At 71.9% G+C, this 22691-nt stretch carries 16 protein-coding genes; 8 read left to right on the forward strand and 8 right to left on the reverse strand.

The annotated features are described in order from the left end of the window. Positions 1-175 precede the first annotated feature (175 nt). Positions 176-1540 carry an acyltransferase gene (locus ACZ4MF_RS45665; protein WP_467499907.1) on the reverse strand — a complete coding sequence of 455 codons (1365 nt, stop codon included), beginning with the start codon at positions 1538-1540 and terminating at the stop codon, positions 176-178. 259 nt (positions 1541-1799) lie between these two features. Between ACZ4MF_RS45665 and rfbH the strand changes: the two genes are divergently transcribed. After that, on the forward strand, positions 1800-3101 hold the full coding sequence (gene rfbH, locus ACZ4MF_RS45670; RefSeq protein WP_467499909.1) for a lipopolysaccharide biosynthesis protein RfbH: 1302 nt from the start codon (positions 1800-1802) through the stop codon (positions 3099-3101). A 79-nt stretch (positions 3102-3180) separates the two neighbouring features. Here the strand turns inward: rfbH and ACZ4MF_RS45675 are convergent, their stop codons facing one another. After that, on the reverse strand, positions 3181-4404 hold the full coding sequence (locus tag ACZ4MF_RS45675; protein WP_467499911.1) for a macrolide family glycosyltransferase: 1224 nt from the start codon (positions 4402-4404) through the stop codon (positions 3181-3183). 49 nt (positions 4405-4453) lie between these two features. Next, positions 4454-5047, reverse strand: coding sequence for a dTDP-4-dehydrorhamnose 3,5-epimerase family protein (locus tag ACZ4MF_RS45680; RefSeq protein ID WP_107471433.1), 594 nt, complete (start codon positions 5045-5047; stop codon positions 4454-4456). A gap of 251 nt (positions 5048-5298) precedes the next feature. Here ACZ4MF_RS45680 and ACZ4MF_RS45685 point away from each other — a divergent pair, with 251 nt between their 5' ends. After that, on the forward strand, positions 5299-6303 hold the full coding sequence (locus ACZ4MF_RS45685; RefSeq protein ID WP_467499914.1) for an NAD-dependent epimerase/dehydratase family protein: 1005 nt from the start codon (positions 5299-5301) through the stop codon (positions 6301-6303). 29 nt (positions 6304-6332) lie between these two features. Here ACZ4MF_RS45685 and ACZ4MF_RS45690 read toward each other — a convergent pair whose 3' ends face one another. The 4 genes from ACZ4MF_RS45690 to ACZ4MF_RS45705 form a co-directional block, all read right to left on the reverse strand. Further along, positions 6333-7124, reverse strand: coding sequence for an AfsR/SARP family transcriptional regulator (locus ACZ4MF_RS45690; protein ID WP_356038823.1), 792 nt, complete (start codon positions 7122-7124; stop codon positions 6333-6335). Beyond that, positions 7118-8122 (reverse strand): dTDP-glucose 4,6-dehydratase, encoded by a 1005-nt coding sequence (gene rfbB / locus ACZ4MF_RS45695; protein ID WP_467499916.1) that lies wholly within the window; start codon positions 8120-8122, stop codon positions 7118-7120. The genes ACZ4MF_RS45690 and rfbB overlap by 7 nt, the downstream gene beginning before the upstream one ends. 78 nt (positions 8123-8200) lie before the next feature. Beyond that, complete coding sequence (locus ACZ4MF_RS45700; protein ID WP_467499918.1) at positions 8201-9451, reverse strand: activator-dependent family glycosyltransferase; 1251 nt, start codon at positions 9449-9451, stop codon at positions 8201-8203. A gap of 47 nt (positions 9452-9498) precedes the next feature. Beyond that, complete coding sequence (locus ACZ4MF_RS45705) at positions 9499-9708, reverse strand: ferredoxin (protein ID WP_467499919.1); 210 nt, start codon at positions 9706-9708, stop codon at positions 9499-9501. Positions 9709-10231: 523 nt separating this feature from the next. Here ACZ4MF_RS45705 and ACZ4MF_RS45710 point away from each other — a divergent pair. The 6 genes from ACZ4MF_RS45710 (at position 10232) to ACZ4MF_RS45735 (ending at position 21796) form a co-directional block, all read left to right on the forward strand. Next, positions 10232-11455, forward strand: coding sequence for a cytochrome P450 (locus tag ACZ4MF_RS45710; protein ID WP_467499921.1), 1224 nt, complete (start codon positions 10232-10234; stop codon positions 11453-11455). 67 nt (positions 11456-11522) lie between these two features. Further along, the gene (locus ACZ4MF_RS45715; RefSeq protein ID WP_467499923.1) at positions 11523-12743 is read left to right on the forward strand and encodes a cytochrome P450; all 1221 of its coding nucleotides are present in this window, start codon (positions 11523-11525) and stop codon (positions 12741-12743) included. Positions 12744-12748: 5 nt separating this feature from the next. Then, positions 12749-14158, forward strand: a complete 1410-nt coding sequence (locus ACZ4MF_RS45720; RefSeq protein WP_467499925.1) for an acyltransferase — start codon at positions 12749-12751, stop codon at positions 14156-14158. A 208-nt stretch (positions 14159-14366) separates the two neighbouring features. Further along, complete coding sequence (locus ACZ4MF_RS45725; RefSeq protein WP_467499927.1) at positions 14367-17237, forward strand: helix-turn-helix transcriptional regulator; 2871 nt, start codon at positions 14367-14369, stop codon at positions 17235-17237. Between the two features lie 501 nt (positions 17238-17738). Beyond that, entirely contained in the window at positions 17739-20633 is a 2895-nt protein-coding gene (locus tag ACZ4MF_RS45730) for an AAA family ATPase (protein WP_467499929.1), read from the forward strand. Positions 20634-21082: 449 nt separating this feature from the next. Then, positions 21083-21796 (forward strand): LuxR C-terminal-related transcriptional regulator, encoded by a 714-nt coding sequence (locus ACZ4MF_RS45735; protein ID WP_356038799.1) that lies wholly within the window; start codon positions 21083-21085, stop codon positions 21794-21796. A gap of 204 nt (positions 21797-22000) precedes the next feature. Here ACZ4MF_RS45735 and ACZ4MF_RS45740 read toward each other — a convergent pair. Further along, positions 22001-22691 (reverse strand): acyl carrier protein (locus ACZ4MF_RS45740; protein WP_467499930.1); only part of this gene is annotated, 691 nt, incomplete at its 5' end.

A 22691-nucleotide genomic window follows, 5' to 3' on the forward strand; every position in this document is an offset into this window, starting at 1 on the left:
CTACTCCCAGACGGCGGCGTACGGCCACTTCGGCCGGGAGCTGCCCGACTTCACCTGGGAGCGCACCGACCGCGTGGACGCCCTGCGCAAGGCCGCGGAGATGTAGCTCCGTCCCCTTCGCGCTGGGGAAGCGGGTCCCGGTCCCGGCCGGGGAAGTCGGGACCGGGACCCGCGTTCATGGGCTGCCCAGCCGGTCGGCGGCGCTGTGCAGACGTGCGGCCCACCGTGGCTCGGCCAGCGCGTGCGCGGCCTCGCGGGGAACGCTCAGGCGGACGTCGCGGCTGTGGTCGTCGTCCGGCGTGGGTGTGACCAGTACGGTCCAGGGAATGGGGTTTGCCGGGAACTCGAACCAGAACGGCCCGCCGGCGCCGAACTCCAGCGCGTACACGGGCAGTCGGCTGGCGTTGTTCAGCGCGACCGTCCCCTCGAACGCGTCCAGCGCCATCCGGCTGAGGACCCGCGCGGAGCGCCCGGCGCGCCGCTGGGCCGCCAGGTAGGCCGCCTCCTGACGTACCCGTTCGGGTGTGACGCGGTCCAGGGCGGCGCGTACCGCGCCGACGGCATGGGCGAGGGGCTCCTCGCGCAGCTCGCGGGCCCGGAGCACGGCCGTGGTGTTGGATACCGCGTTGCCCCAATAGCCGTCCGGGAGGCGGTCCTTGAGGGCGGCCCGCAGGCCGACGACGACGCCCAGGCGCTCCTCGGCGTCGGGTGCGCGGTCGCGCAGCGCACCGAGCACCCGCCACACGTGTGCCCCGAGCGCGTCGCCGCTGGAGGCGGGGGGCCGGTCGTGGTCCTGTCCGGCGCGTGCGGTCTCGCGCAGGGCGAGGACCTCCGCGGCGGTGAAGCGGACGGTGATGGTGCGCATCGTGTGCGCGCGGGCGTTGACCTTCCAGAGGAACCCTAATTTCCGCCGTCCGGTGACGACCTCGTACTGCGGGTCGTCCGGCTCGGGTCGCGCGTCGTCGGCCAGGCCGTCCAGGAGCGCACGGTCGTACGGAGAGGCGGGGAAGTCCTGCCCCGCGTGCGTGCGGGACCAGTGGTGCAGGAAGTCGAGGAAACCGCCGCCGTCGACAATGCTGTGGTTGATGCTGACGCCGAGCGCGGAGCCGCCGCCGCGCATGTGCGTGACCTTGACGGTGAGCAGCGGGGTGTCGTGGCCGACGACGCGGAAGGCGTTCACGGAGTGGATGTAGCGGCGCAGGTCCCCTCTGGCGGACCGGTCGGGCCCGTAGTCCGGCATGGCGCTGTCGCGGTGGGCGACGGCGAGGACGGCGCCCGCGTCGTTGCACACCACGCTGAGTCCGCCGTCGTCGTCGCGTACGAGGCGCCCGGTGAGCAGCGGATAGTGCGCCAGGGTGCGGCGCAGCGAGTCGGCCAGGGCGTCGGCGTCCAGGGTCTGCCGGTAGAAGAAGGCGCGCGGTGTGGCGAAGGTGCCGTTCATCAGGTCGTGGACGCCGAGCCGGACGCGCTCACCGGACGTACCTCCTCCGCGCAGGACGACGGTGCGCTCGGGTTTGCCCGGCGGGCGGCCGTACTTCATCGCTTGCGGCTCCAGGGATGGACGAAAGCCCCACGAGGGCCCGGTACTTCACAGTGCCTGATGCCGGACGATGAAATCCCCAGACGCGCGGGCTTTTGGTGGTTCCCTAGAATCGTCCGGTGTGCCTGGCCCGTGGGCGGGCGCGCGTGCTGGTCTGGAGTTCCCCCGATCGAATGCGATACGGGTGTGGGGACCCGCTTCGACTGCGAGCCGGCCGTACGTATCGTCCCCACCGGTACACAACAGGAGGCCATCAGCCGTGGGGAACGACAAGACCGAGATCCTCGACCTGGTGCGGGAGTACCACCGTTCCACCGCCTCGTCGGGGTTCGTGCCGGGCAGCACGCCGGTGCTGGCGTCCGGAGCGGTGCTCACCGAGGACGACCGGGTGGCACTGGTGGAGGCGGCGCTCGACATGCGGATCGCCGCCGGCGTCAGTTCACGCAAGCTGGAACGATCGCTGGCCAAGTACTTCGGTCTGCGCAAGGCGCATCTGACCAACTCCGGTTCGTCGGCCAATCTGCTGGCGCTGAGCAGCCTGACCTCGCCGCAGCTCGGCGAGGACCGGCTGAAGCCGGGCGACGAGGTGATCACGGTTGCCGCCGGGTTCCCCACGACGGTCAACCCGATCCTGCAGAACGGCCTGGTGCCGGTCTTCGTCGACGTCGAACTGGGCACCTACAACGCATCGTTGGAGCGGGTGGAGCAGGCGATCGGCCCGCGCACCCGGGCGATCATGATGGCGCACGCGCTGGGCAATCCCTTCCAGGTCCGCGAGATCGCCCAACTCGCCCAGGACCGCGACCTGTTCCTCATCGAGGACAACTGCGACGCCCTGGGCAGCACCTACGAGGGGCAGCTGACCGGAACCTTCGGTGACCTGGCGACCGAGAGTTTCTACCCGGCCCACCACATCACCATGGGCGAGGGCGGCTGTGTGCTGACGGACAACCTGATCCTGGCCCGGGTCGTGGAGTCGATGCGCGACTGGGGCCGCGACTGCTGGTGCGAGCCGGGTGAGGACAACCGCTGTTTCAAGCGGTTCGAGCAGCAGATGGGGTCGCTGCCGGAGGGCTACGACCACAAGTACATCTTCTCCCACGTGGGCTACAACCTGAAGTCGACGGACGTCTCCGCGGCGCTCGGACTCCAGCAGCTCAGCCGTATCGACGAGTTCGGCAAGGCGCGTCGCCACAACTGGGCCCGGCTGCGGGAGGGCCTGGACGGGCTGCCGCACCTGCTGCTCCCGGAGGCGACCCCGGGCAGCGACCCGAGCTGGTTCGGCTTCGCCATCACCGTGCAGCCGGGCGCGCCCTTCGAGCCCGCCGCCCTCATCGACCATCTGGAGTCCAGCAAGGTCGCCACGCGCCGCTTCTTCGCGGGCAACCTGACCCGCCATCCGGCCTACGAGGGGCGGGAGTTCCGGGTCAGCGGCCCCCTCACCAACAGCGACATCACGACCGAGCGGACGTTCTGGATCGGTGTCTATCCGGGGCTGACCGACGAGATGATCGACTACAGCATCGACACGGTCATGGAGTACGTGACCCTGCCGCACTGAGTCTCGCGCGACACCGACGGGGTGGGTCCCGGCACCGGACGGTGCCGGGACCCACCCCGTCGTGCGTGTGGGCGGACGCTCAGCCGGCCGCCGGGGTCGCCGGGTCCTGGGTGGCCCAGGTCTCCAGCAGGTCGGCGGCGCGGGGGGCGCCGCCCGCCGTGCGGATGGCGTCGCGCAGGGCGGCGAGGGCCGCCGGTCCGTCGAGGTCGGCGAGCAGTTCCGCCACCGTGGCGGCGAGTCGCTCTACGGTCAGTCCGGTCCGGTCCAGGGCGCGTCCGACCCCGCACTCTTCCAACCGCCGTGCGCTGAGCACCAGTTCGTGGGCGGTCGGCAGGGCCACCACGGGGGTGCCGTAGGACAGGGACTCCATCAGGCTGCCCATGCCGGCGTGACAGACGAACACGTCGGCGTGCGGCAGCACGGCGGGGTGCGGCAGCCAGGGGTGCGCTTCGACGTGTGCCGGCAGCGGGCCGAGCAGCGCGGGGTCGCTGCCCCGGCCGAGCGTCATGACGACGTGCCAGTCGGCCGGCGGGAAGGCCTCGGCGCACAGGCGGAAGAAGTCGCCGCGGTCCCCCGCCTCGGTGCCCAGGGAGACCAGGGCGACCCGGCGCCCGTCGCCGGGCGGCGACCAGAGGCCGGGTCCGGGCTCGCCGAACGTGGGACCCACGAAGACGAACCGGTCGTCGAAGCTGTCGCCCTCGATCTGGAAGGCGCGCGGCAGGAAGACCAGGTTACGGGTGTCCCACTCGGCGCCGTAGCGGCCCATCTCGTCCAGTCCGATGCCGTGTTCGCCCATGAAGCCGATGAGCACCCGGGCGCCCTCGGCCATCAGCGGGTGCCCGGGGTCCCACATCTGGGCGCGCAGCGAGAACTTCTCGTTGGCGGCGTGGCTCGGGCAGACCTGCACCGGTACGGCCCCCAGGACGCGCGCGAGCACGCGGCCGGCGGCGACCGTCTCGAAGTCGTAGAGCACGACGTCGGGCGGGTCGCCGGCCAGGGCCTCCAGGGCGGCGGGGTAGACGGTGCGCACGGTGTCGAGGAGGAGGTCGAAGCCGTCGCGGGCGAGCCGGTCCGGGTTCGGGTCGGCGGCCCGGTAGAAGTCGCCGCGCGCGGAGGTGTAGGTGACGGCGCGGGCGCCGCAGTCCGCCACGACCGGTGCGAAGCGTTCGTCGACGACGTAGGTGACACGGTGGCCGCGGGCGCGCAGTTCGCGGGCCACTCCCAGCGTGGGGGCGATGTGGCCGTAGTCGGCGAACAGGAGCAGGGCGTAGTGGCGCGGGGGTGTGGGCGTGCCGGGCGGCATCGGCTCTCCGAAAGGTGTCTGACGGCCCGGGGAGGGCCGCGGCGGTGGATCAGCGGGCGTCCGCCCTCAGCGCCTCGTAGTGCGCCAGGCAGTCCTCGTAGCGGGCCAGGAGTCCGGTGTCCCGGGCCTCGGCGACGGAGATCGCCTTCAGGTCCTTCTCGGACATCAGCGGCGCCTCCGACAGGCTCCAGGGCAGGGCGAGATCGGGGTCGAAGGGGTCGATGTCCACCTGGGTGCCGGGCACGAACTCGGTGGAGCACAGGTAGGACACACAGGTGTCGTCGGTGAGGGCGAGGAAGCCGTGCACCAGGCCCTCGGCGACGAACAGCGTCTCGCCCGTCTCGGCGGACAGCCAGTTCGCCTCGTGCACTCCCCACGTGGGGGAGCCGACCCGCAGGTCCACGACGATGTCGAGGACGGCGCCGCGCACCACGCACACCACCTTGGCCTGCCCCGGCGGCAGCAGTGTGCCGTGCAGCCCGCGCAGGGTGCTGCGGCGCGACACCGAGTAGTTCACCTGCGCCACGGGCACGGGGCGGCCGATCTCCGCGGCCAGCCTGTCGTGCCGGAACGACTCGTAGAAACTGCCGCGCTCGTCACGGATCTGGTGCGGCGTGATGTGGTACGCGTCCGGCACAGCCATCTCTCGAACCTTCATGGTGGCCACACCGTAGGGCGTGGGGATCGAGGACCGATCGAGAGCCGTCGGTGGACGGTTCCGGTCGATGCAGGTCGATGACGATCGTTGACGGTCGATGGAGGTCCATGAAGGTCGATGGAGTCTGGAGCGATCCTCGATCGACGGCTGCTTCAGTGGTGTCGTCAGACCCGCGATCGGGCGGGGCAGCGACGGTGAACGGGTGCGCGGTGCGCGGATCCGGGAGGAGAGACGGCATGCCGGAGGTCGGTGCGCTGGGACGGCCGCGCGAGGCGGACAGGGGGTCCGGCCGCGTGCTGGTTCTCGGGGCGACCGGATTCGTCGGCCGTCATGTGGGAGCCGCCCTGGAACAGGCCGGCTACGAGGTCCTCGCCGTCGCCCGTCACCCCCGCAAGACTCCGGCGTCCTGGCACTTCCACCCCATGGACCTGGTCGACGCCGAGCCGCGGGCGATGGTCGAACTGATCGACGAGGCAAGCCCGGTGGGTGTGGTGAACGCCGCGGGAGAGGTGTGGTCGCCCACGGCCGACCGGATGCGCCGCAGCAACCAACTGCTCGTGGATCGGCTGCTCACGGCGCTGGCCGCCGCCGGCCCGCGGCCGCGACTGGTGCAGCTGGGGTCGGTGCACGAGTACAGCCCGCAGCCCCGGGAGGTGTGGCTCACGGAGTCCTCCCCGGAGGAGCCGGCCACCGACTACGGGCGGACGAAGCTGCACGGCACGCGGGCGGTGCTGCGGGCCGCCGGGACCGGTACGGCGGACGCGGTGGTGCTGCGGCTGTCGAACGTGATCGGCGCCGGCACCCCTCGGGGGAGCCTGCTCGGCCAGGTGGCCGCGCAGCTGCTGGAGGGGGCCGCCGAGGGGCGGACGGCCGAGGTGCGGGTGTCGCCGCTGCGCAGCAGCCGTGACTTCGTCGACGCACAGGACGTGTCACGGGCCGTCGTCGCGGCGCTGCGTTCCCCGGACGCCGGCGGTCGCGTGGTCAACATCGCGAGCGGTGTCTCGCAGCCGGTGCGGGACATGGTGGACCTGCTGATGTCGATCAGCGGCCGTCCCGCCCGGCTCGTGGAGCGTCCGGTCGCGCAGTCGCGTGGGCTGACGGACACCGACTGGATGGCCGTGGACGTGTCGGCGGCGCGCACGCTTCTCGGCTGGCGGCCGCTGCGCACGCCCCGCGACATGGTGCGGGATCTGTGGCAGGCCGTGGCCGAGCAGCAGGACGGCCCCGCCGCCGACGGGTGAGCGTGCGGCCCGCCGCCGTGGGCGGCACGTCAGCCGGGCAGGAGGTCCAGGTCGGCCGTGCTGACACGGTCGGTCAGCACGTGCTGGCGCAGCCGCTGCAACCCCGGTGAGGGGTCCAGGCCCAGTTCGTCGCGGAGTTGGGCGCGCAGCCGCCGGTAGACCTCCAGCGCCTCGCCGCGCCGGCCGCACCGCTCCAGGGTGATGATGAGAGCGCCCTGGAACCACTCGTGCAGCGGCCGTGCGCAGGCCAGCTCCTTCAACTCGCCGACGAGTTCACGGTGCCGGTCCAGGCGCAGGCCGGCGATCACCCGCAACTCCTCGGCCTGAAGGTGGAGTTCCTTCAGGCGCAGGGCGTGCCCGTGCACGGCCGGGCCGGGAGTGACGTCGGCGAACGGCGGTCCGTCCCACAGCCCGAGGGCCCGGTCGAGCAGCGCCTCGGCGCCGGCCGGGTCACCGGCGGCGAGTGTCGTGCGGGCCAGGCCGGTGAGGTGGGCGAACTCCTCCGCGTCGCATTCGCCCGGCCCGACCTGCAGCAGGTAGCCGTGGGCGTGCGTGACGAGCGGGCCGGGCTCGCCGGGGCCGGGGTCCTCGCCACCGTGCAGCGCCTTGCGCAGCTGGTACGCGTACGTCTGCACGGTGGCGGTGGCACTGCGCGGCGGGTCCTCCGCCCACAACTCGGTCGTCAGCGCGCGCAGCGAGACGACCGAGTTGCGGCGGGCGAGCAGCAGGGCCAGCACCTGGCGGACCTTCGGTGCCGTGGGGGTGACGTCACGGCCGTCGGCGAAGACCCGCAGCGCGCCGAGAGTGTGCCAGGTCAGCACGGTGCGGTTCCCGTCCCCGTACCGGGCCGGGTGGTCCGGCTCCACACCTCGGGGTTGTCCCGGTACCAGGCGACCGTCTCGGCGAGGCCCTCCGTGAAGTCGACGTGCGGCTTGTAGCCGAGCTCGACATGGGCCTTGCGCCAGTCCACGGAATAGCGGCGGTCGTGGCCCTTGCGGTCGGTGACGTACTCAACGCTGTCCCAGTCGGCACCGCAGGCCTCCAGGAGGAGTTCGGTCAGACCGCGGTTGTCCAGTTCGGTGCCGCCGCCGATGTTGTAGACCTCACCGGCGCGGCCCCGGGTGCGGACCAGTTCGACGGCGCGGATGTGGTCGTCGACGTGCAGCCAGTCGCGCACGTTCAGGCCGTCGCCGTACAGGGGGACCTTCTGGCCCGCGAGCAGGCGGGTGACGAACAGCGGGATGATCTTCTCGGGGTACTGGTGGTACCCGTAGTTGTTCGAGCAGCGGGTCACGCACACGTCCAGACCGTGGGAGCGGTGGTAGGACAGCGCGATCAGGTCGCTGGACGCCTTGGAGGCGGCGTACGGCGAGTTGGGCTGCAGCGGCTGCTCCTCGGAGCAGGAACCGGCCGGGATGGAGCCGTAGACCTCGTCCGTGGAGATGTGCACGAACCGGTCGATGCCCTGGTGCAGGGCGGCGTCCAGCAGGGTCTGGGTGCCCAGGACGTTGGAGCGTACGAACTCGGCGGCGCTGGCCAGGGATCGGTCCACGTGGGACTCGGCGGCGAAGTGCACCACCTGGTCGTGCTCGGCCATCAGGCCGTCGACCAGCTCGCGGTCGCAGATGTCGCCGACGACGAGCCGGTAGCGGTCGGAGTCCGCCACCGGGTCCAGGTTGGCCAGGTTGGCGGCGTAGGTGAAGGCGTCGAGCACGGTGACGGTGACGTCGTCGGGGCCGAGGGCCCCGAGCAGGGTCCGGACGTAGTGGGAGCCGATGAAACCGGCACCGCCGGTCACCAGGATGCGCGTCTGACTCATCGTGGGTGCGGCGCGTCACCGGGCGTGCCGAGCGGGCGCCGTCCTCCTTTCTGACGGTGTGTGCGGTCGCGCCGGGGTTCAGCGGGCCGCGACGAGACGTTCGAGTTCCGCGACGACGGCGTGCGGGGTGGGCATGGCGGCGGACTCGTCGCGCAGCCGGCGTGCGGCGGCGGCATGGGAGGGATCCTCCAGGAGTCGCCGGGTGAGGTCGGCGACCCGGTCGGGGTCGGCGTCGGTGTGGTGCAGGAAGAAGCCGGCGCCGGCGTCTTCGAGGGACCGTCCGCGCAGTTCCTGGTCCGCGACGAGGGTGGACACGGCGAGCTGCGGCACGGCGTTGACCAGGGCGGTGGAGAAGCTGCCCCAGCCGCCGTGGTGGACCACGGCGGAACACGTCGGCATCAGGGTGCTGAGCGCGACTCCGCTGACGGCCAGGACATTGGCGGGCAGGTTGTCCAACTGCTCGGCCTGCTCGGGCATGAGGGCGGCGACGATGTCGGCGTCCAGCCGCGACAGGGCGCGCAGCAGTTCGGCGACGTCGACGTAGTCGCCGCCGTAGGCCTCGGTGTTGGTGCGGCCCAGGGTGACGCAGACGCGGGGCCGCTTGGGCTCCTCGCGCAGCCACTGCCACCGCACCGCCGGGCCGTTGTAGGGCACGTACCGCATCGAGATCTGGTGCAGCTCGCTCGGCGGGCGCAGGCTCGGCGGCAGCGTGTCAAGGGTGAACTGCCCGTTCAGCAGCTCCTCGTCGCAGCGGACCCCGTAGGTGCTTGCGCGTTCGTCGATCCAGTCGGCGAGGGGGTCGGTGCGCTGGTCCTCCGGCACGTCCTGGGCGAGTTCGACGAACGTGGCGCGGGCCTGGCCGTAGACGTCGGCGGACCACAGCAGGCGCGCGTGGGCGGCGCCGCAGGCGCGTGCGGCGATGCCGCCCGCGTAGGCGATCGGGTCGCGTACGACGAGGTCGGGCTGCCAGTCCCGGGCGAGTGCGACGAGGTCGTCGAGGATCGGGGCGTTGTAGCGGGCGAACCCGTGGGGAACGCTGATGGAGTACCGCTCGACCAGGCTCGCGTGGTCGACGTCGCCGTAGCCCAGGCGGCTCCAGTTGGCGACGTCGGCGTCCTGCGAGTCCCGGGCCACGGCCATGTCGCGATGGACGTCGTCGTGGTCGGTGCCGATCGGCGCGGCCACCAGTCCGGCGCCGGTGACGGCCTCGTTGAGCGACGGCGCGTTGGCCATCAGCACCTCGTGTCCGGCGGCCGTCAGGGCCCAGGCCAGCGGCACCATCGTGAAGACGTGTGACTTCTCCGGCAGGCCGGCGAACAGGACGCGCATGGATTCCTCTCCTCAGTCGGTTCCGTGGGGGTGGCCCGGGTCGGCGCTCAGGCCGCCGGTTCCCGGTCCTCCGTCACGGTGATGGCGCCCAGCGGGCAGGACTCGGACGCCTCGCGCACGGCGGGGGCCTGCGCGGCGCCGGGCCGGTCGACCAGCAGCAGGGCCAGTCCGTCGTCGCCCTGGTCGAAGACTTCGGGGGCGATGAGGGCGCACTGGCCGGCGCCGATGCACCTGTCGTGGTCGATAGCGATGTCCATGCGGGCCTCCTGTGCGCTCGCCGTGCCGGACCGATGAGTTGCCGCGGCTGGGTCCGGTCGTCAAACTCCCGCCGTCCGTCCGGAGGGCGGGCCTCGCGGCGTCAGGTGCGGGCTGTCGGCGTGTCGGGCCCTGGCCCTCGTACTGGCTGTACTTGGGCCGGGGTCCGGTGCGGCGACTGGGGGTGCCCCTCTGGGGGAGCGTGCATGGCGTCGCGGGGCAGGGGGAGTTTGACGACCGGGCCCAGCCCATCTTGCGGTGCCGGTGCGGGGATCGGCCGTGCGCGGCCCGCTGTCTGGGGTTTCCTCCAGAGATTCGGCCGGTGTGCGGGCCGCGGGAACCGGTGTGTGCGGGGCGGGGGTTGTGGGTGATCGCCGGTTCTCGGGTGAATCCCTAGACAGCGCGGCCCTCGCTGGCCCGGCGCGGCGCGGTCGTGTTGGGGTGGCCGGGCGACCGGGTGGCGGCGCCGGTGAACGGACGGTGCCCGCGGGACCGTCGTACGACATCTGCGAAAGGGGAATCCGGGTGGCGCAGCAAGGCACCTCGGACGTGCTCGACCCGACGCCCGGGGCCGACGTCCGGCTCGAACGCCCGCCGACCGTCGAGCCCGACGGCGGCGTCACGCTGCTGGCCTGGGCGGCGCGGATGCGCGAGGAGCAGCCGGTGTGGCGGGACGGCAACGGCAACGTGCACGTCTTCCGCCACGCCGACGTGCAGCGGATCCTCGCCGATCCGGCGACGTTCTCCTCGGACACGGTGGGCCGGCTGTCGGGCGGTGAGAAGCAGGCCCCGCGGGGCACGCTGCTGCTCCTGGACCCGCCGCTGCACGGCAAGATGCGCCGTCTGGTGAGCCGGGCGTTCACCCCGGGGCTGATCGCCGGCCTGGAGCCGTGGATCACCGAGCTGACCGGGCAGTTGCTGGACGCCGCCCCCGAGGACGCCTTCGACCTCGTGGACGGGCTGGCCAACCCGCTGCCGGTGACGGTCATCGCGCGCATGCTGGGCGTCCCCACCGAGGACCGCGACCGGTTCCAGGGCTGGGCGGACCAGTTGCTGTCGACCGATCCGGACGACCCCGAGAGCGTACGGCGGATGGAGGAGACCGCGGTCACCATCTCCACGTACCTCCAGGGCTTCATCGAGGCCCGGCGCGCGGAGCCGAGCGGTGATCTGCTGGGGACCCTGGTCGGCGCCGAACTCGACGGTGAGCGGCTGGACGACGAGGACATCGCGAGTTTCGCGACGCTGCTGCTGCTCGCCGGGCACATCACCACGTCGGTGCTCGTGGGCAACGCGCTGCTGTGCCTGGACCGCGATCCGCAGCTGCTGGAGCGGGTGCGCGCGGACCGTTCGCTGGTCCCGGCGGTCCTGGAGGAGACGCTGCGCCTGCGCCCGCCGTTCACCCGGATCGAGCGGGTCACGACGGCCGCCACCGTCGTCGCCGGCACGGACGTCGGCCCCGACACCCTCGTCCATCTGTGGCTGCTGTCGGCCAACCGGGACGAGGAGGTCTTCGAGGACGCGGACGCGTTCCGCCCGGAGCGCTCCAACGCCCGGCAGGCCGCGTTCGGACACGGCATCCACTACTGCATCGGGGCACCGCTGGCCCGGCTCGAAGGCCGGATCGCGCTCGACGCGCTGCTGGACCGGTACAGCGGCATCGCCGTCGACCCGGCGGCGCGGCTCAGCTGGCACGGCACGAACGTCTTCGGCGCCCGCCATCTGCCCCTGCGCGTGCGGCGCGCGTGAGGCCGTTTCGCCCCATGCCTCTCCCCCATCCCCTCAGCCTCGGCCCCTCTCGCGACGGAGCGACTCCATGAAGACCAGGCCCGGCCCGCCCGTGATTCCCTCGGAGCGGGGAAAGTGCCCGTTCGACCCGCCCATCGAGTACGCCCGGCTGCGCGCCGAGCAGCCGGTCAGCCCCGTCACCTTCCAGGTGGCGCCGAAGGACACGTCGGGCTGGCTGGTGACCCGTCATGACCTGGTCCGGCAGATCCTCGCCGACGACCGCTTCAGTCACCGCAACGAGTTGCTGGCGCACGTGGTCGCGCCGCCGTTCCCGATGACCGAGTACGCCCCGCAGCCCTCGCCGCCCGGGTCGTTCGCGAAGATGGACGCCCCTGAGCACACCAAGTACCGGCGGCTGCTGGCGGGCCACTTCACGCTGCGGCGCATCCAGCAGTACGAGCCGCAGCTGACGCGCATCGTGGGTGAGGCGCTGGAGGAGATGGCCGCCAAGGGCTCGCCCGCGGACCTGGTCACCGACTTCGCCGAGAAGGTCAGCCTGCGCTCGGTGTGCTCGCTGATGGATGTCTCGCCGGAGCTGATGGACGGCATCCAGGAGCACTTCTCGGCGCTGATGACGCTCACGTACACGCTGGAGGAGTTCATCCACCACGTGGAGTCGATGGACGGGCTCATCCGTCCGATGGTGCGCGAGCGGATGGCGGAGCAGGGCGAGGACTTCTTCGGCCGGCTGGCGTCGACCGGTGAGCTGACCGAGGACGAGCTGGTCAACCTCGCCGTCCTCACCCTGGGCGGCTCGCTCGACACCACGCCGAACATGCTGGCCCTGAGCACCTTCGCCCTGCTGGAGCACCCGGACCAGCTGGCCCTGCTGCGCGAGCGGCCGGAGCTGTACGAGGCCGGGGCGGTGGACGAGCTGCTGCGCTATCTGACGATCTCTCAGATGGGTTCCAGCCGCTGCGCGTTGGAGGACGTCGAGATCGGCGGCACCACGATCAAGGCGGGTCAGACGGTGGTGCTGTCGCTGCCCGCCGCCAACCGCGACCCCGAGGTCTTCACCGACCCCGACCGGCTCGACGTCACCCGTGTCCCCCGCAAGCACCTGGCGCTGGGCTTCGGCGCGCACCAGTGTCTGGGCCAGCATCTGGCACGGGCCAGCATGCGGATCGGGCTGCGCAGCCTGTTCGAGCGCTTCCCCTCGTTGCGGCTGGCGGCACCGGCCGGGGAGGTGCCGCTGCGCGACCGTGCGGTGCACTACGGCGTGGACCAGCTGCTCGTGGCCTGGGAGTGACGGTCATGGCACGAAGGGGCTCCGTGCGCCGTGGGGCGAAGAAGGACCTGCCCGCGTTCCGCACGACCGTCGACAGCCGGGTGGAGCGGGTGCACACCGTGCGCGCCGGGACGGCCGACGGCGCCCGGATCCGGCTGACCGGCTACGACCTGCTGACCGGACCGTGGTACACCCCGCTGACGTTCTTCTACCGCGACACCCTCGACGGCGCGGCCCTGCGCGACTCCCTGGCGCGCACGCTGCGTCGCTACCCGCTGCTCGCCGGGCGCCTCCAGCGGGCCGCGGACGGCGGACTGAGCGTGCTGTGCAACGACGCGGGCGTCCGGTTCACCGAGGCGTCCTGCCCCGACCCGATGCGCGACTACGGCCACGATCTGCGCGCCGCGCCGGTCATCGGGGAGCTGCTGCGCGAGGTGAGCGCCTTTCGCGTGGTGGACCGGGACACTCCGCTGCTGAAGATCCGGCTGACGCGGATGCGGGGCGGCGGATCGGTCCTCGGCGTGCTCATCAACCACAGCCTCGCGGACGGCGGCAGCACCGTCGCCTTCCTGGAGAGCTGGTCGCGCGAGCACCTCGGGCTGTCGTGGGAGGAACCCAGTCACGACCGTGGGGTGCTGGACGCGCTGGGCCGGCTGTCCGCGGACCCCGCCACGCGCGCAGGGCGGGCGTTCGTGGCCGTGGGCCGGGTGCGGCACCTGGCGACCACACTGCGCGTCGGTGTCAACAGACTCGCCACGATCACCACCCGGTTCGGCGCGGGCGAACTGGCCGCGCTCAAGGCCGAGGCCCAGCGGACCCTGCCCGACGCCGACGCGTGGGTGTCGACGAACGACGCGCTCACCGCGCACCTGTGGCAGGTGCTGGGCGAGCTGCGGGACCGGCCGGCCGACGCCGCGGAGTGGCTCGGGCTGATCGTCGGCGCGCAGAGCCGGCTGGGCGACGCGCTGCCGGCGTCGTACTGGGGCAACTGCGTCAGCAACAGCTGGACCTCGCTCACCGCCGCCCGGTTGCGCGAACTGCCGCTCGGGGCCGTGGCGTGGGACGTGCGGCGCTGTCTGGACAGCAACACCGAGGACAAGATCCGTGACGAGATCGCCTTCCTCGGCTCCTACCGGGGCAAGGGCGTGTCCCGGCACGTGATGTCGGTGCGGGCCCCCGACGTGTCGACGACGTCCCTGTCGGTCAACAACTGGTCGCAGTTCCCGCTGTACCGGATCGACCTGGGCGCGGGACGCCCCTTCTGGTACGAGTTCCCCGACCTGCCGGTGCCGACGGTGCACATCGCGCCCACGCCGCAGGAGGACGGGGGCCGGGACGTGTATCTGTGTCTGCCCGAGTCCGACGCCGCGCTCGCGCACACACCGCCGTGGCGGGAGCGGCTGCACGCCCGCGGCGCGGCGCCCGTCGGATCGTGACGCCCGCCGACCGGCCGGCCAAGGGGCGGGATCAGGGCGCGGCTGCGGGAAAACAGCGATCCCATACCTCTCGCGACCTGGTATAGGCCAAAATGGCCCATGGGGAGGGGTGTTGCCGGGCCGACGTGCCGGTCCGCGCGGTCGATTCCCCTGGGGGCGGAACAGGTCCCGGTTCGCCACCGGCGTTCCGGGAGAGAGGTACAGGGTGATGATCACTGCGCACGGGGACAGCTCCCGGGAACCGCAGCCGGGCGGACCGGAGCCGGTGGAGCGTGAGCGTGAACTGGCCCTCCTCGGCGAGCTCGCGCGACGCACCGCGGCCGGTGACCCGGGTCTCGTCATGCTCGAAGGCCCTGACGGCATCGGCAAGTCGACCCTGCTGTGTGCCCTGATCGCCCAGGCGCGGGCCCAGGGCCTGCGCGTGGTCCACACCCGCGCCGACCGGCAGGACCACCGGCGGCCGCTGAGCACCGCCCACGACCTGCTGGCCGGCCTCGACGTCGGCAGGATGCCACCGCTCTCCTGGCCCGAACCACCGGGCATCTGCGGCCCGGACGCGCCCGTGCCCGGGTCCGCCGACGTCGACGGTGCCGGCGTACCCTTCGACGTACTCGCCGAGCTGCACGAGATCGTCCGGTCGGCCGCGGCGAACGGCCCGTTGGCGATCGTCGTCGATGACGCGGAGGAGGCCGACGCCGCGTCGCTGCGCTTCCTCGCGCACGGCGCGCGCCGCATGGCGGGGCTGCCCGTACTGATAGCGCTGACCCGCCGCAGCGGCACACATGTACCGGCCCTCAACGAGGTGGCGGCCCTCCCCCTGTGCCGGGTGCTGCGGCCACGGCCGCTGACCGGTGCGGGGATCGGCCTGCTGGCGCGGCGGCTGCTCGGTACGGAGACCGACACGGCCTTCCACGAGTCCTGTCTCGCGGCCACGAACGGCAACCCGCTGATGGTGGCCCGGCTCCTGACGGCTCTGCGCGAGGAGGAACTCCCGCTCACCGCCGACCACTTCACGTCCGTGTCCGAACAGGACATCCCCGCGTTCCGGCTGCGCGCGGCGCGGCTGCTGCACCGGCACCCGGAGGCCACCGTTCGGGCGGCCCGCGCCCTGGCCGTGCTCGGGGACGAGGTCTCCCCGGAGACCGGCGCACGCCTGGCCCTGCTGGACAGCGCCGTCTTCGCCCGCTCCCTGCTGGCCCTCGTCTTCATCGGTCTGGTCACCTCCAACGCCGACGGCACCTGGTCCTTCGCCCACACCCTGTTGCGCAACACCGTCCTGGGCGAGATGTCCGAGGAGGAGCGCGACACCGCACACGGCCGGGCGGCCCGGCTGCTGCACGACGCCGGGGCCAGCCCCGCGGAGGTGGCCGAGCACCTGCGTCAGGCGCCGTCCACGACACACCAGCCCTGGGCCCGCACCGTGCTGCGGGAGGCCGCCCGTGAGGCCATGCTCCGCGCCTCCCCGATGCGCGCGACACAACTGCTGCGCCCCTGTGTGCCCGAGGGCACCGAGGAGGACTGCGAACCGAGCCTGCTCGTCGAACTCGGTGTGGCGGAGAGCCGGATCGATCCCGAGGCCAGTGTCCGCCACCTGAGCACGGCGCTGGACCGGGCGACCGAGCCGGAACTGCGGCTCCAGGCCCTCAGGTCGCTCGCCGAGGCACTCACCCGGCAGGGGCAGGTGGAACAGGCCGTCGGACTCCTGACCCGCTACCGCGCCGAGACGGCCGTCCCTCTCTCCGGCACGGCCGATCCCCAACTCGTGGAAGCCCGGCTGCTGATGGCGGCCACCGGCAACCGCGCCGCCTTCACCCAGCTGTTGGAGGCCGTCTCCTTCGACCTCTCCCTGCCCGGCGGCACTCCCGAGGAGCGCGCACTGCTCGCGGCCCGCGCCGCCATCTCGGTGACCCGCCTGGACCGGGTCGCCGAGGCGGTCGCCGCCGCCCGCACCGTCATCGGCCGCGGCACGGCGGCCAACGACGCCCCGCTCTTCCTCGCCACGGCCGCTTCCGTCCTGCTCTACGCCGACCTTCCGCACGAGGCCGAGTGCAGCTACCACCGGCTCCTCGAAGGCACCGACGCGCTGCTCGACCAGACCTATCCGAGCCTGCTGGCCCTCAGCGCGGAGGCGCACCAGCGGCTCGGCTCCCTCGACCCGGCGCTGCGCGCCACCGCCACCGCCCTCAAGGACGTCACCGTCTCGCGCGCCAGTCGGTACGAGGCGCTGCCGCTCGCCGTTCGGCTGCACGCCCTGCTCGACCGGGGTGACCTGGCTCAGGCCATCCTCCTGGAGAAGGAGATACCCGACCCCGTCCCGGACGACTCCTGGCAGTGGAACGAGGTGCTGTGCGCCCGCGGCCGGCTGCATCTGGACACGAAGGACCACGAGCGGGCGCTGGCGGTTCTCAAGGAGTGCGCGCGCCGGCAGGCGGAATGGCAGCGCATCAGTCCGGCCGTCTCGCCCTGGTGGTACTGGGCCGGGCACGCCCATCTCGCCCTGGGCGACCACGGCGCCGCCGCCGCGCTGGCCGAGGAGGCCGTCGCCGGTGCCCGGTCCGCGGGCCTGCCGTGTGCCCTGGGCTCAGCACTCGAACTGTGGGCGGCGGCGAGCGACGGCGAGCGGCCGCTCCTGCTGGAGGAGGCCGAGCAGGTGCTCATGGGCACCCGGGCCGCCCTGGTGCGCGCCCGCGTACGGGTCGCCCGGGGCAAGGCGCTCCAGCGGCTCGGATACACGAAGGACGCCCGCGCGGTGCTGCGGCAGGGCTGGGAGGAGGCCTACGACGTCGGGTCCCGGTCCCTCTACACCGTCGCCCACCGGGCCCTGCTCGCCACCGGAGCGCGGCCGCGCCGACCCGTTTCCCGGGGCTTGGGAGCGCTCACACAGAGCGAGTCCCAGGTGGCCCGCCTCGCGGCGTCCGGCCGGTCGAACGCGTGGATCGCCGAGTCCCTGTACGTGACACAGCGGACGGTCGAGGTTCATCTGACCTCGGTGTATCGCAAGCTCGGCCTGTCCGGGCGGCGACAGCTGCGGGACGTGCTCGCGTCGGAGGACATCACCAACTCCGAGCACGAGCAGTGACGATCCGCCCCAAGACGCTCCGAGCGCGATCGGTAATCATTACAGAATGCTGTCGGTTTCCGCTCCGCTTGACGCAGCCATTTGACCTTCATTCAGGAATCATTAAGCATTCCCCCCTCGATTCCATTCACCCGACACGCAGGGCGTCCACCGGCGTTCACGACCGCCGTCCCGCGTTGTCGCGGCCGCCCCTGACCTGGCCAGGGGCCCGACGGCCGAACACGGCGACGCCTTGTGCAATTCGGCGCACAAGCCCGACCTTATCGCGGACTTTCCGAGCCCCCTTGCTGGCGCACCCCTCGCTATGATCTGCTGATACTCAAGATGTCAAGCAGCCGTGAGTGAACCTTCGGGACTTCTTCTGTATGAGCGATGCCATGGACTCTCCACGCACTGTCCCTCGGAGGGGGCACCGGCCGATCCGCCGGTCCCGGACAGCACAGCGACCGCAGAGTTCCGCCGACCCGGTCGGCGCCCCGCGTACGAGGGAGTACGAACACGGTGTTACTAGAACGCGAGTCCGCCCTTGCGCAGGCCACCGCCGCGCTGCGCCGCGCCGAGGGCGGAGAGGGCTCGCTGGTCGTCGTCCGGGGTCCGCTGGGCGTGGGCCGGTCGACCTTCCTGGAGTCCTTGGCGACCCTCGGCCGTGACCACGGGTTCGTCCTTCTGCGGGCCCAGGCGTCCGCTGCCGAGGAGCCGTTCCAGTTCGGCGTGGTGGGGCAGTTGCTGGACTCGCTGCGCGGGGTCGTCCCGCCCGACGACCTGGCCCGCTGGCTGCGGCGGGCCGACGCCTCACTGCCCGGGGGCACGTCGCACACGGCCCCCGGGGACGGCACGCCCGCGGCGACCTCCGCGTGGTCCGCGCTCAGCCGGCAGCGGGCACCGCGCTGGCTGACGGTGCTGCTCGGCTGTATACAGGACGACCGCCCGGCGGTGCTCATGGTGGACGACCTGCAGTGGGCGGACACCGGATCCCTTCAGGCACTCGCCCTGTCGCTGGCCCGGCGCGCGCGTCGGCGGACCCTCTTCGTCTTCTCCGTGCTGCCCGGTGACGTACGCGGCACCCGGCAGCACGTCCGCGAGGTGCTCGCCCCCCAGGACTTCCGGGCCGACCCCGGGTGCGCCGACGGCCTGTTCCGGTCCGACGACACGGTGTCCGACCGGACGCTGGAACTGTCGCCGCTCGGCCTCAACAGCGTGCGCCTGCTGGTGGAGAAGTCCCTCGGCGGCGCGACGGACCCGGTGTTCGTGGACACCGTCGCGACGCGCTCCGGCGGCAACCCGCTGCTGTTGCGGACGGTGCTGGACGAGGCGCAGTACCTGAGACTGCGTCCGACGGCTACGGACGCCGTCGTCGTGGCGACCCTGCGCCCCGAGCGCGTACGCCAGCGTCTCGACGCGTTCCTGCGGTCACAGCCCGACCATGTGCGGCGGGTCGCCTACGCGCTCACCCTGCTCGGGCCCGCGGCGGACGAGCAGTTCGTGGCCCGGCTCGCCGAACTCGACGACGCGGGAAGGGACCAGGCCGTCGAAGTGCTGCGCCTCGCCGGTCTCGTGGACCGGCGCTCGTACCGGCTCACCTCGGGCACGATGCTGCGGGACCTGCTGGAAGAGAACATGCCCGCCCAGGAACGCACCGTCATGCGCGGGGTGACGGCCGAGCTGCTGCACCGCGCCGGCCACCCCGCCGAACTCGCCGCGGAACAGCTGATGGCGGTCATCACCCTGCGCGGCCCGAAGGCGGTGCAGATCCTGCGCACCGCCGCGGCCAGCGCGCAGCGCCGCGGCTCCCCCCGGGACGCGGCACGCTATCTGCGGCCCGCCCTCCTCGATTCGTCCCTCTCGGGGCACAACAGGGCGCACCTGCTCGTCGATCTCGCCACCTCGGAACGCAGCTTCGCGACCGCCGCCTCGCTCCGGCACGTCGTGGAGGCCGTACCGCTTCTCTCCACGGTGCGGGAGCGGGCCGACGCCATGCTGCTGCTGGGACCGCTGCAAATGGACCCGCCCGCCTTCCGCATCGATGTCATCCGGGCCTCCATCGCCGACGAGCTGCGCCGCTCGGACACCGGGGACACGACGGAACGCGAGCTGGGACTGCGCCTGGAGGCACGCGAGCACATCCTGTCGGCACAGGACCCCGCGCACATCCAGCGGGCGCTACGGCGCCTGCGCGACCTCGGCCCCTCCCCCCGGCCGGCCACCCCGGGCGAACGGGAGTTGGTCACGTCACTGATGCACATCGCGTTCGTCGCCGGCTCCGTGCCCGCGGAGCAACTGGCGAGCCTGTGCACCCGCGTCCTGGAGCAGGAGCGGCCCGTCCCCGACCACGTCCACAGCACCGTGCCGCTGGCCGTGAACATCCTCGCCGGCGCGGAGCACACCGAGGGCGCGGCCAACTGGCTGCGTGAGGCGCACCGGCTCGCCCAGCGCCGCGGCGGTGATGTGGAACAGGCCGTCATCCGCTGCGAACAGGCACTGGTCGCGCTCGCCGAGGGACACCGGACCTACGCCCGGGACAAGGTCGTCCAGGCCGACGCCCTCGCGGGCCCGGAGGCCAGCGGTCTGCCCACCGTCTGCGCGGCGGTCCTCGCGATCGTCGCGATGAACACCGACGAGCCCGAGCTCGCGGAACAACTCCTCACCCAGCACCGGCTGCACACCGAGAACCAGCACCTGGCCGCCCTACTGCACGTGGCGCGGGGCACTCTCGCGGCCCGGCGCGACGAGGCGCGTGCGGCGCTGGACCACTACCGCACCGCCGGCCGGCGCACCGAGCAGATCGGCTGGCTGAACCCGGTCGTCCTGCCGTGGTCGTCGTGCGCCGCCCTCATGCACCACCGCCTGGGCGAGCACGAAGAAGCGCTCGCCGCAGCACAGTTGGAGCTCGACAGATCCCGGGCCTGGGGGGCGCCCACGGCACTGGGGCGCGCCCTGATCGTCCTCGGCCGGGTCACCTCCGGACGCAAGGGCCCCGAGTTGCTCGAAGAGGCCGCGACGGTCCTGGAGAAGAGCGGCAACGCATACGAACTGTCCCGGGCCCTGTACGCGTTGGGAACTCATCGTGAAACCCACCGCAACCGGAGATCGGAGGCCCTCAAACGGGCACACGAACTCACAAACGAACATGACGCCCCCGCGTTGGCGAGGAAAATCGGCAGCAAACTGGCCGAGAGAACTGGGGAACCCGAAGCCCGCGGCAACAGACTGACCCCCTCGGAACGCAAAGTCGCACGTCTCGCGGCGGCAGGACTCAGTAACTCGGACATCGCAAGTCAACTCGGCACATCATCGCGGATGGTGGAGAAACATCTTACGAACTCCTATCGGAAACTTGGTATCCCCGGGCGCCCCGGGCTGGCCAAAGCCCTCATGGGGGACGACACCGAGCAGTGAGCCCCAACTCCGGGCGCCAGGAGGGCGCCAACCGGTCAGTAACCGGGCACTGTCCGCACAGAAACGGTCACACCCTCGCTCCGACGTTCTATCCCGCGCACCACCGGCGACGGCGTCGACCACGACACACACCCGACCACTCAACGAAATCGGCTGGTCACACAGCGAGACACTTGGCCGTTCAGGGGGCTGCCACTCGGCTGCCCTCAGTGCCGCGGGCCCGCACGACCGCACCACCGAACCACCGAACCACAGTGTTTTGGAGCCACGCAAAAGTTTGCTTGACCCGTCTGTAGGCATATTCCTAGGCTCGATCACAGTTGATCAGATGCGCACAGAGACGGGGGACCGGCCGATCTCGGAACCGGAAGCAGCAGCATCGCGTCCGATCAATATGCCTACGGGCAACAGATTCCCCACATCTGAATGCAGAAAGACGGTGCGTCGCAGTGACCACGCGAATAACAGGCCCCTGGCACAACAGGGACAGGGCGGCGGCCCCGCGCACTCCTTCGGAGTTTCACCGAACTCAGCCGGATCACCGACACCGCACGGAGAGCAGCCGTCGCTTCTACACGGCACACATCGACACCGACATGCACATCGTGGCGGCGGAGCATGATTTCTCCCGCCAGTTCGGAAGAACGTCCGCCGACATCTGCGGACGGAGTCTCTACGATCTTCTGCACCCCAGCTCGCCTTCCGTTCTCAACCGGCACTTCAACCGGTTGTCGGAAGGGCGCTGCAACCGCTTCGCCGAGCGCATGGTCGGCCTGGGCGACGAGGGGCGGGCCTTTTCCGGAGAACTGACGGGCATCGCCGTACAGAACACCACCGGGCTGCTGGCCGGGATCGTCGTACAGGTCAGGCCGGACGCCCAGGCACCCGACACGGACTCCGAGGAGGGAGTCCTCAACCCCGGTGAGCGGCTTCTCAGCAAGCTCGACGCACAGGTCCTGGAGGGCGTCGCCAGCGGCGCCTCCACGGTCCAGCTCGCCGCTCGTCTCTACCTCAGCCGGCAGGGCGTCGAATACCATGTCGGTCTCATGTTGCGGAAGTTAAAGGCACCGAACCGCGCCGCCCTCGTGGCGCGTGCCCACTCCATGGGCATGCTGACCGTCGGCCAGTGGCCCCCGCGGGTCCTGCCGGACTTCATCAAGTAGCGACACTTTCGCCACCGGCCTGACGCCTGGCGCACCAGTCACGCTGTGCGTCGATCCGGGCCACCCCCAACAGCTGTGTCGGCGGCCGCACCGTCTCTCGAACGGTGCGGCCGCCGACGCATGTGCGGCGCCAACGCACCGACGGAGCAGGGACGTTACCGAAGACCGGAACGGCGCCCGGTCTTCGGCGGCACTTCCCCGCGGCTACTGCTCCAGCTCGCGGCTGATGAGGTCGAACAACTCCTCGTCGCTCGCGCCGTCCAACTGCTCGCCGAGAGACGGGCCGTCCCCGTCGGGCCCGGCGCCGAAGAGCTCGATCTCGCTCAGGAGCGTCCTGAGCCGGGCGCCGAGGAGCGCGCGGGCGTCGTCGTCCGGATCCGCCTTCATGATGCGGGCGATACCCGTCTCCAGGTCCGCCAGCATGGTCGCCACGGTTTCGTTCTCCCCGGACAGTTCGGCGTCCAGATGCTGCGCCAGGGCGGTCGGCGTGGGGTGGTCGAACACCAGGGTCGCGGGCAGCGCCAGACCCGTGTCCTCGATCAACGCATTGCGCAGCTCCACCGCGGTCAGCGAGTCGAACCCCATGTCGCGGAAGGCCCGTTCGGCGGCGACCGCGGTCGTGTCGCCGTGCCCCAGCGCCTTGCCCGCGGCACGCCGTACGTGGTCCAGGAGAGCATCGGCGCGACCCTGAGGCGACAGTGCGGCGACGCGCTCGACCAGGGCGGGCCGCCCTGCGCCGGCAGCAGAGGAGTCGAACGGCGCGTCAGGCACCGTCATGGCGGCGGCCGCCTGGGGGAGACCGGCGAGCAGGGGGCTGGGACGACGACTCGTGAACGCCGGAACGAAACGCCCCCACTCCACATCAGCCACCACCACCGAACCACCCCCACCCTCC

This window comes from Streptomyces sp. NPDC025793 (assembly GCF_055558375.1).

Excerpts from the sequence above, each read along its gene's own strand:
- ACZ4MF_RS45725 (WP_467499927.1), top strand. The coding sequence starts at position 14,367 with ATGATCACTGCGCACGGGGACAGCTCCCGGGAACCGCAGCCGGGCGGA.
- ACZ4MF_RS45720 (WP_467499925.1), top strand. The coding sequence starts at position 12,749 with ATGGCACGAAGGGGCTCCGTGCGCCGTGGGGCGAAGAAGGACCTGCCC.
- ACZ4MF_RS45685 (WP_467499914.1), top strand. The coding sequence starts at position 5,299 with ATGCCGGAGGTCGGTGCGCTGGGACGGCCGCGCGAGGCGGACAGGGGG.
- ACZ4MF_RS45705 (WP_467499919.1), bottom strand. The coding sequence starts at position 9,708 with ATGGACATCGCTATCGACCACGACAGGTGCATCGGCGCCGGCCAGTGC.
- ACZ4MF_RS45675 (WP_467499911.1), bottom strand. The coding sequence starts at position 4,404 with ATGCCGCCCGGCACGCCCACACCCCCGCGCCACTACGCCCTGCTCCTG.
- ACZ4MF_RS45715 (WP_467499923.1), top strand. The coding sequence starts at position 11,523 with ATGAAGACCAGGCCCGGCCCGCCCGTGATTCCCTCGGAGCGGGGAAAG.
- ACZ4MF_RS45680 (WP_107471433.1), bottom strand. The coding sequence starts at position 5,047 with ATGGCTGTGCCGGACGCGTACCACATCACGCCGCACCAGATCCGTGAC.
- ACZ4MF_RS45665 (WP_467499907.1), bottom strand. The coding sequence starts at position 1,540 with ATGAAGTACGGCCGCCCGCCGGGCAAACCCGAGCGCACCGTCGTCCTG.
- ACZ4MF_RS45700 (WP_467499918.1), bottom strand. The coding sequence starts at position 9,451 with ATGCGCGTCCTGTTCGCCGGCCTGCCGGAGAAGTCACACGTCTTCACG.
- rfbB (WP_467499916.1), bottom strand. The coding sequence starts at position 8,122 with ATGAGTCAGACGCGCATCCTGGTGACCGGCGGTGCCGGTTTCATCGGC.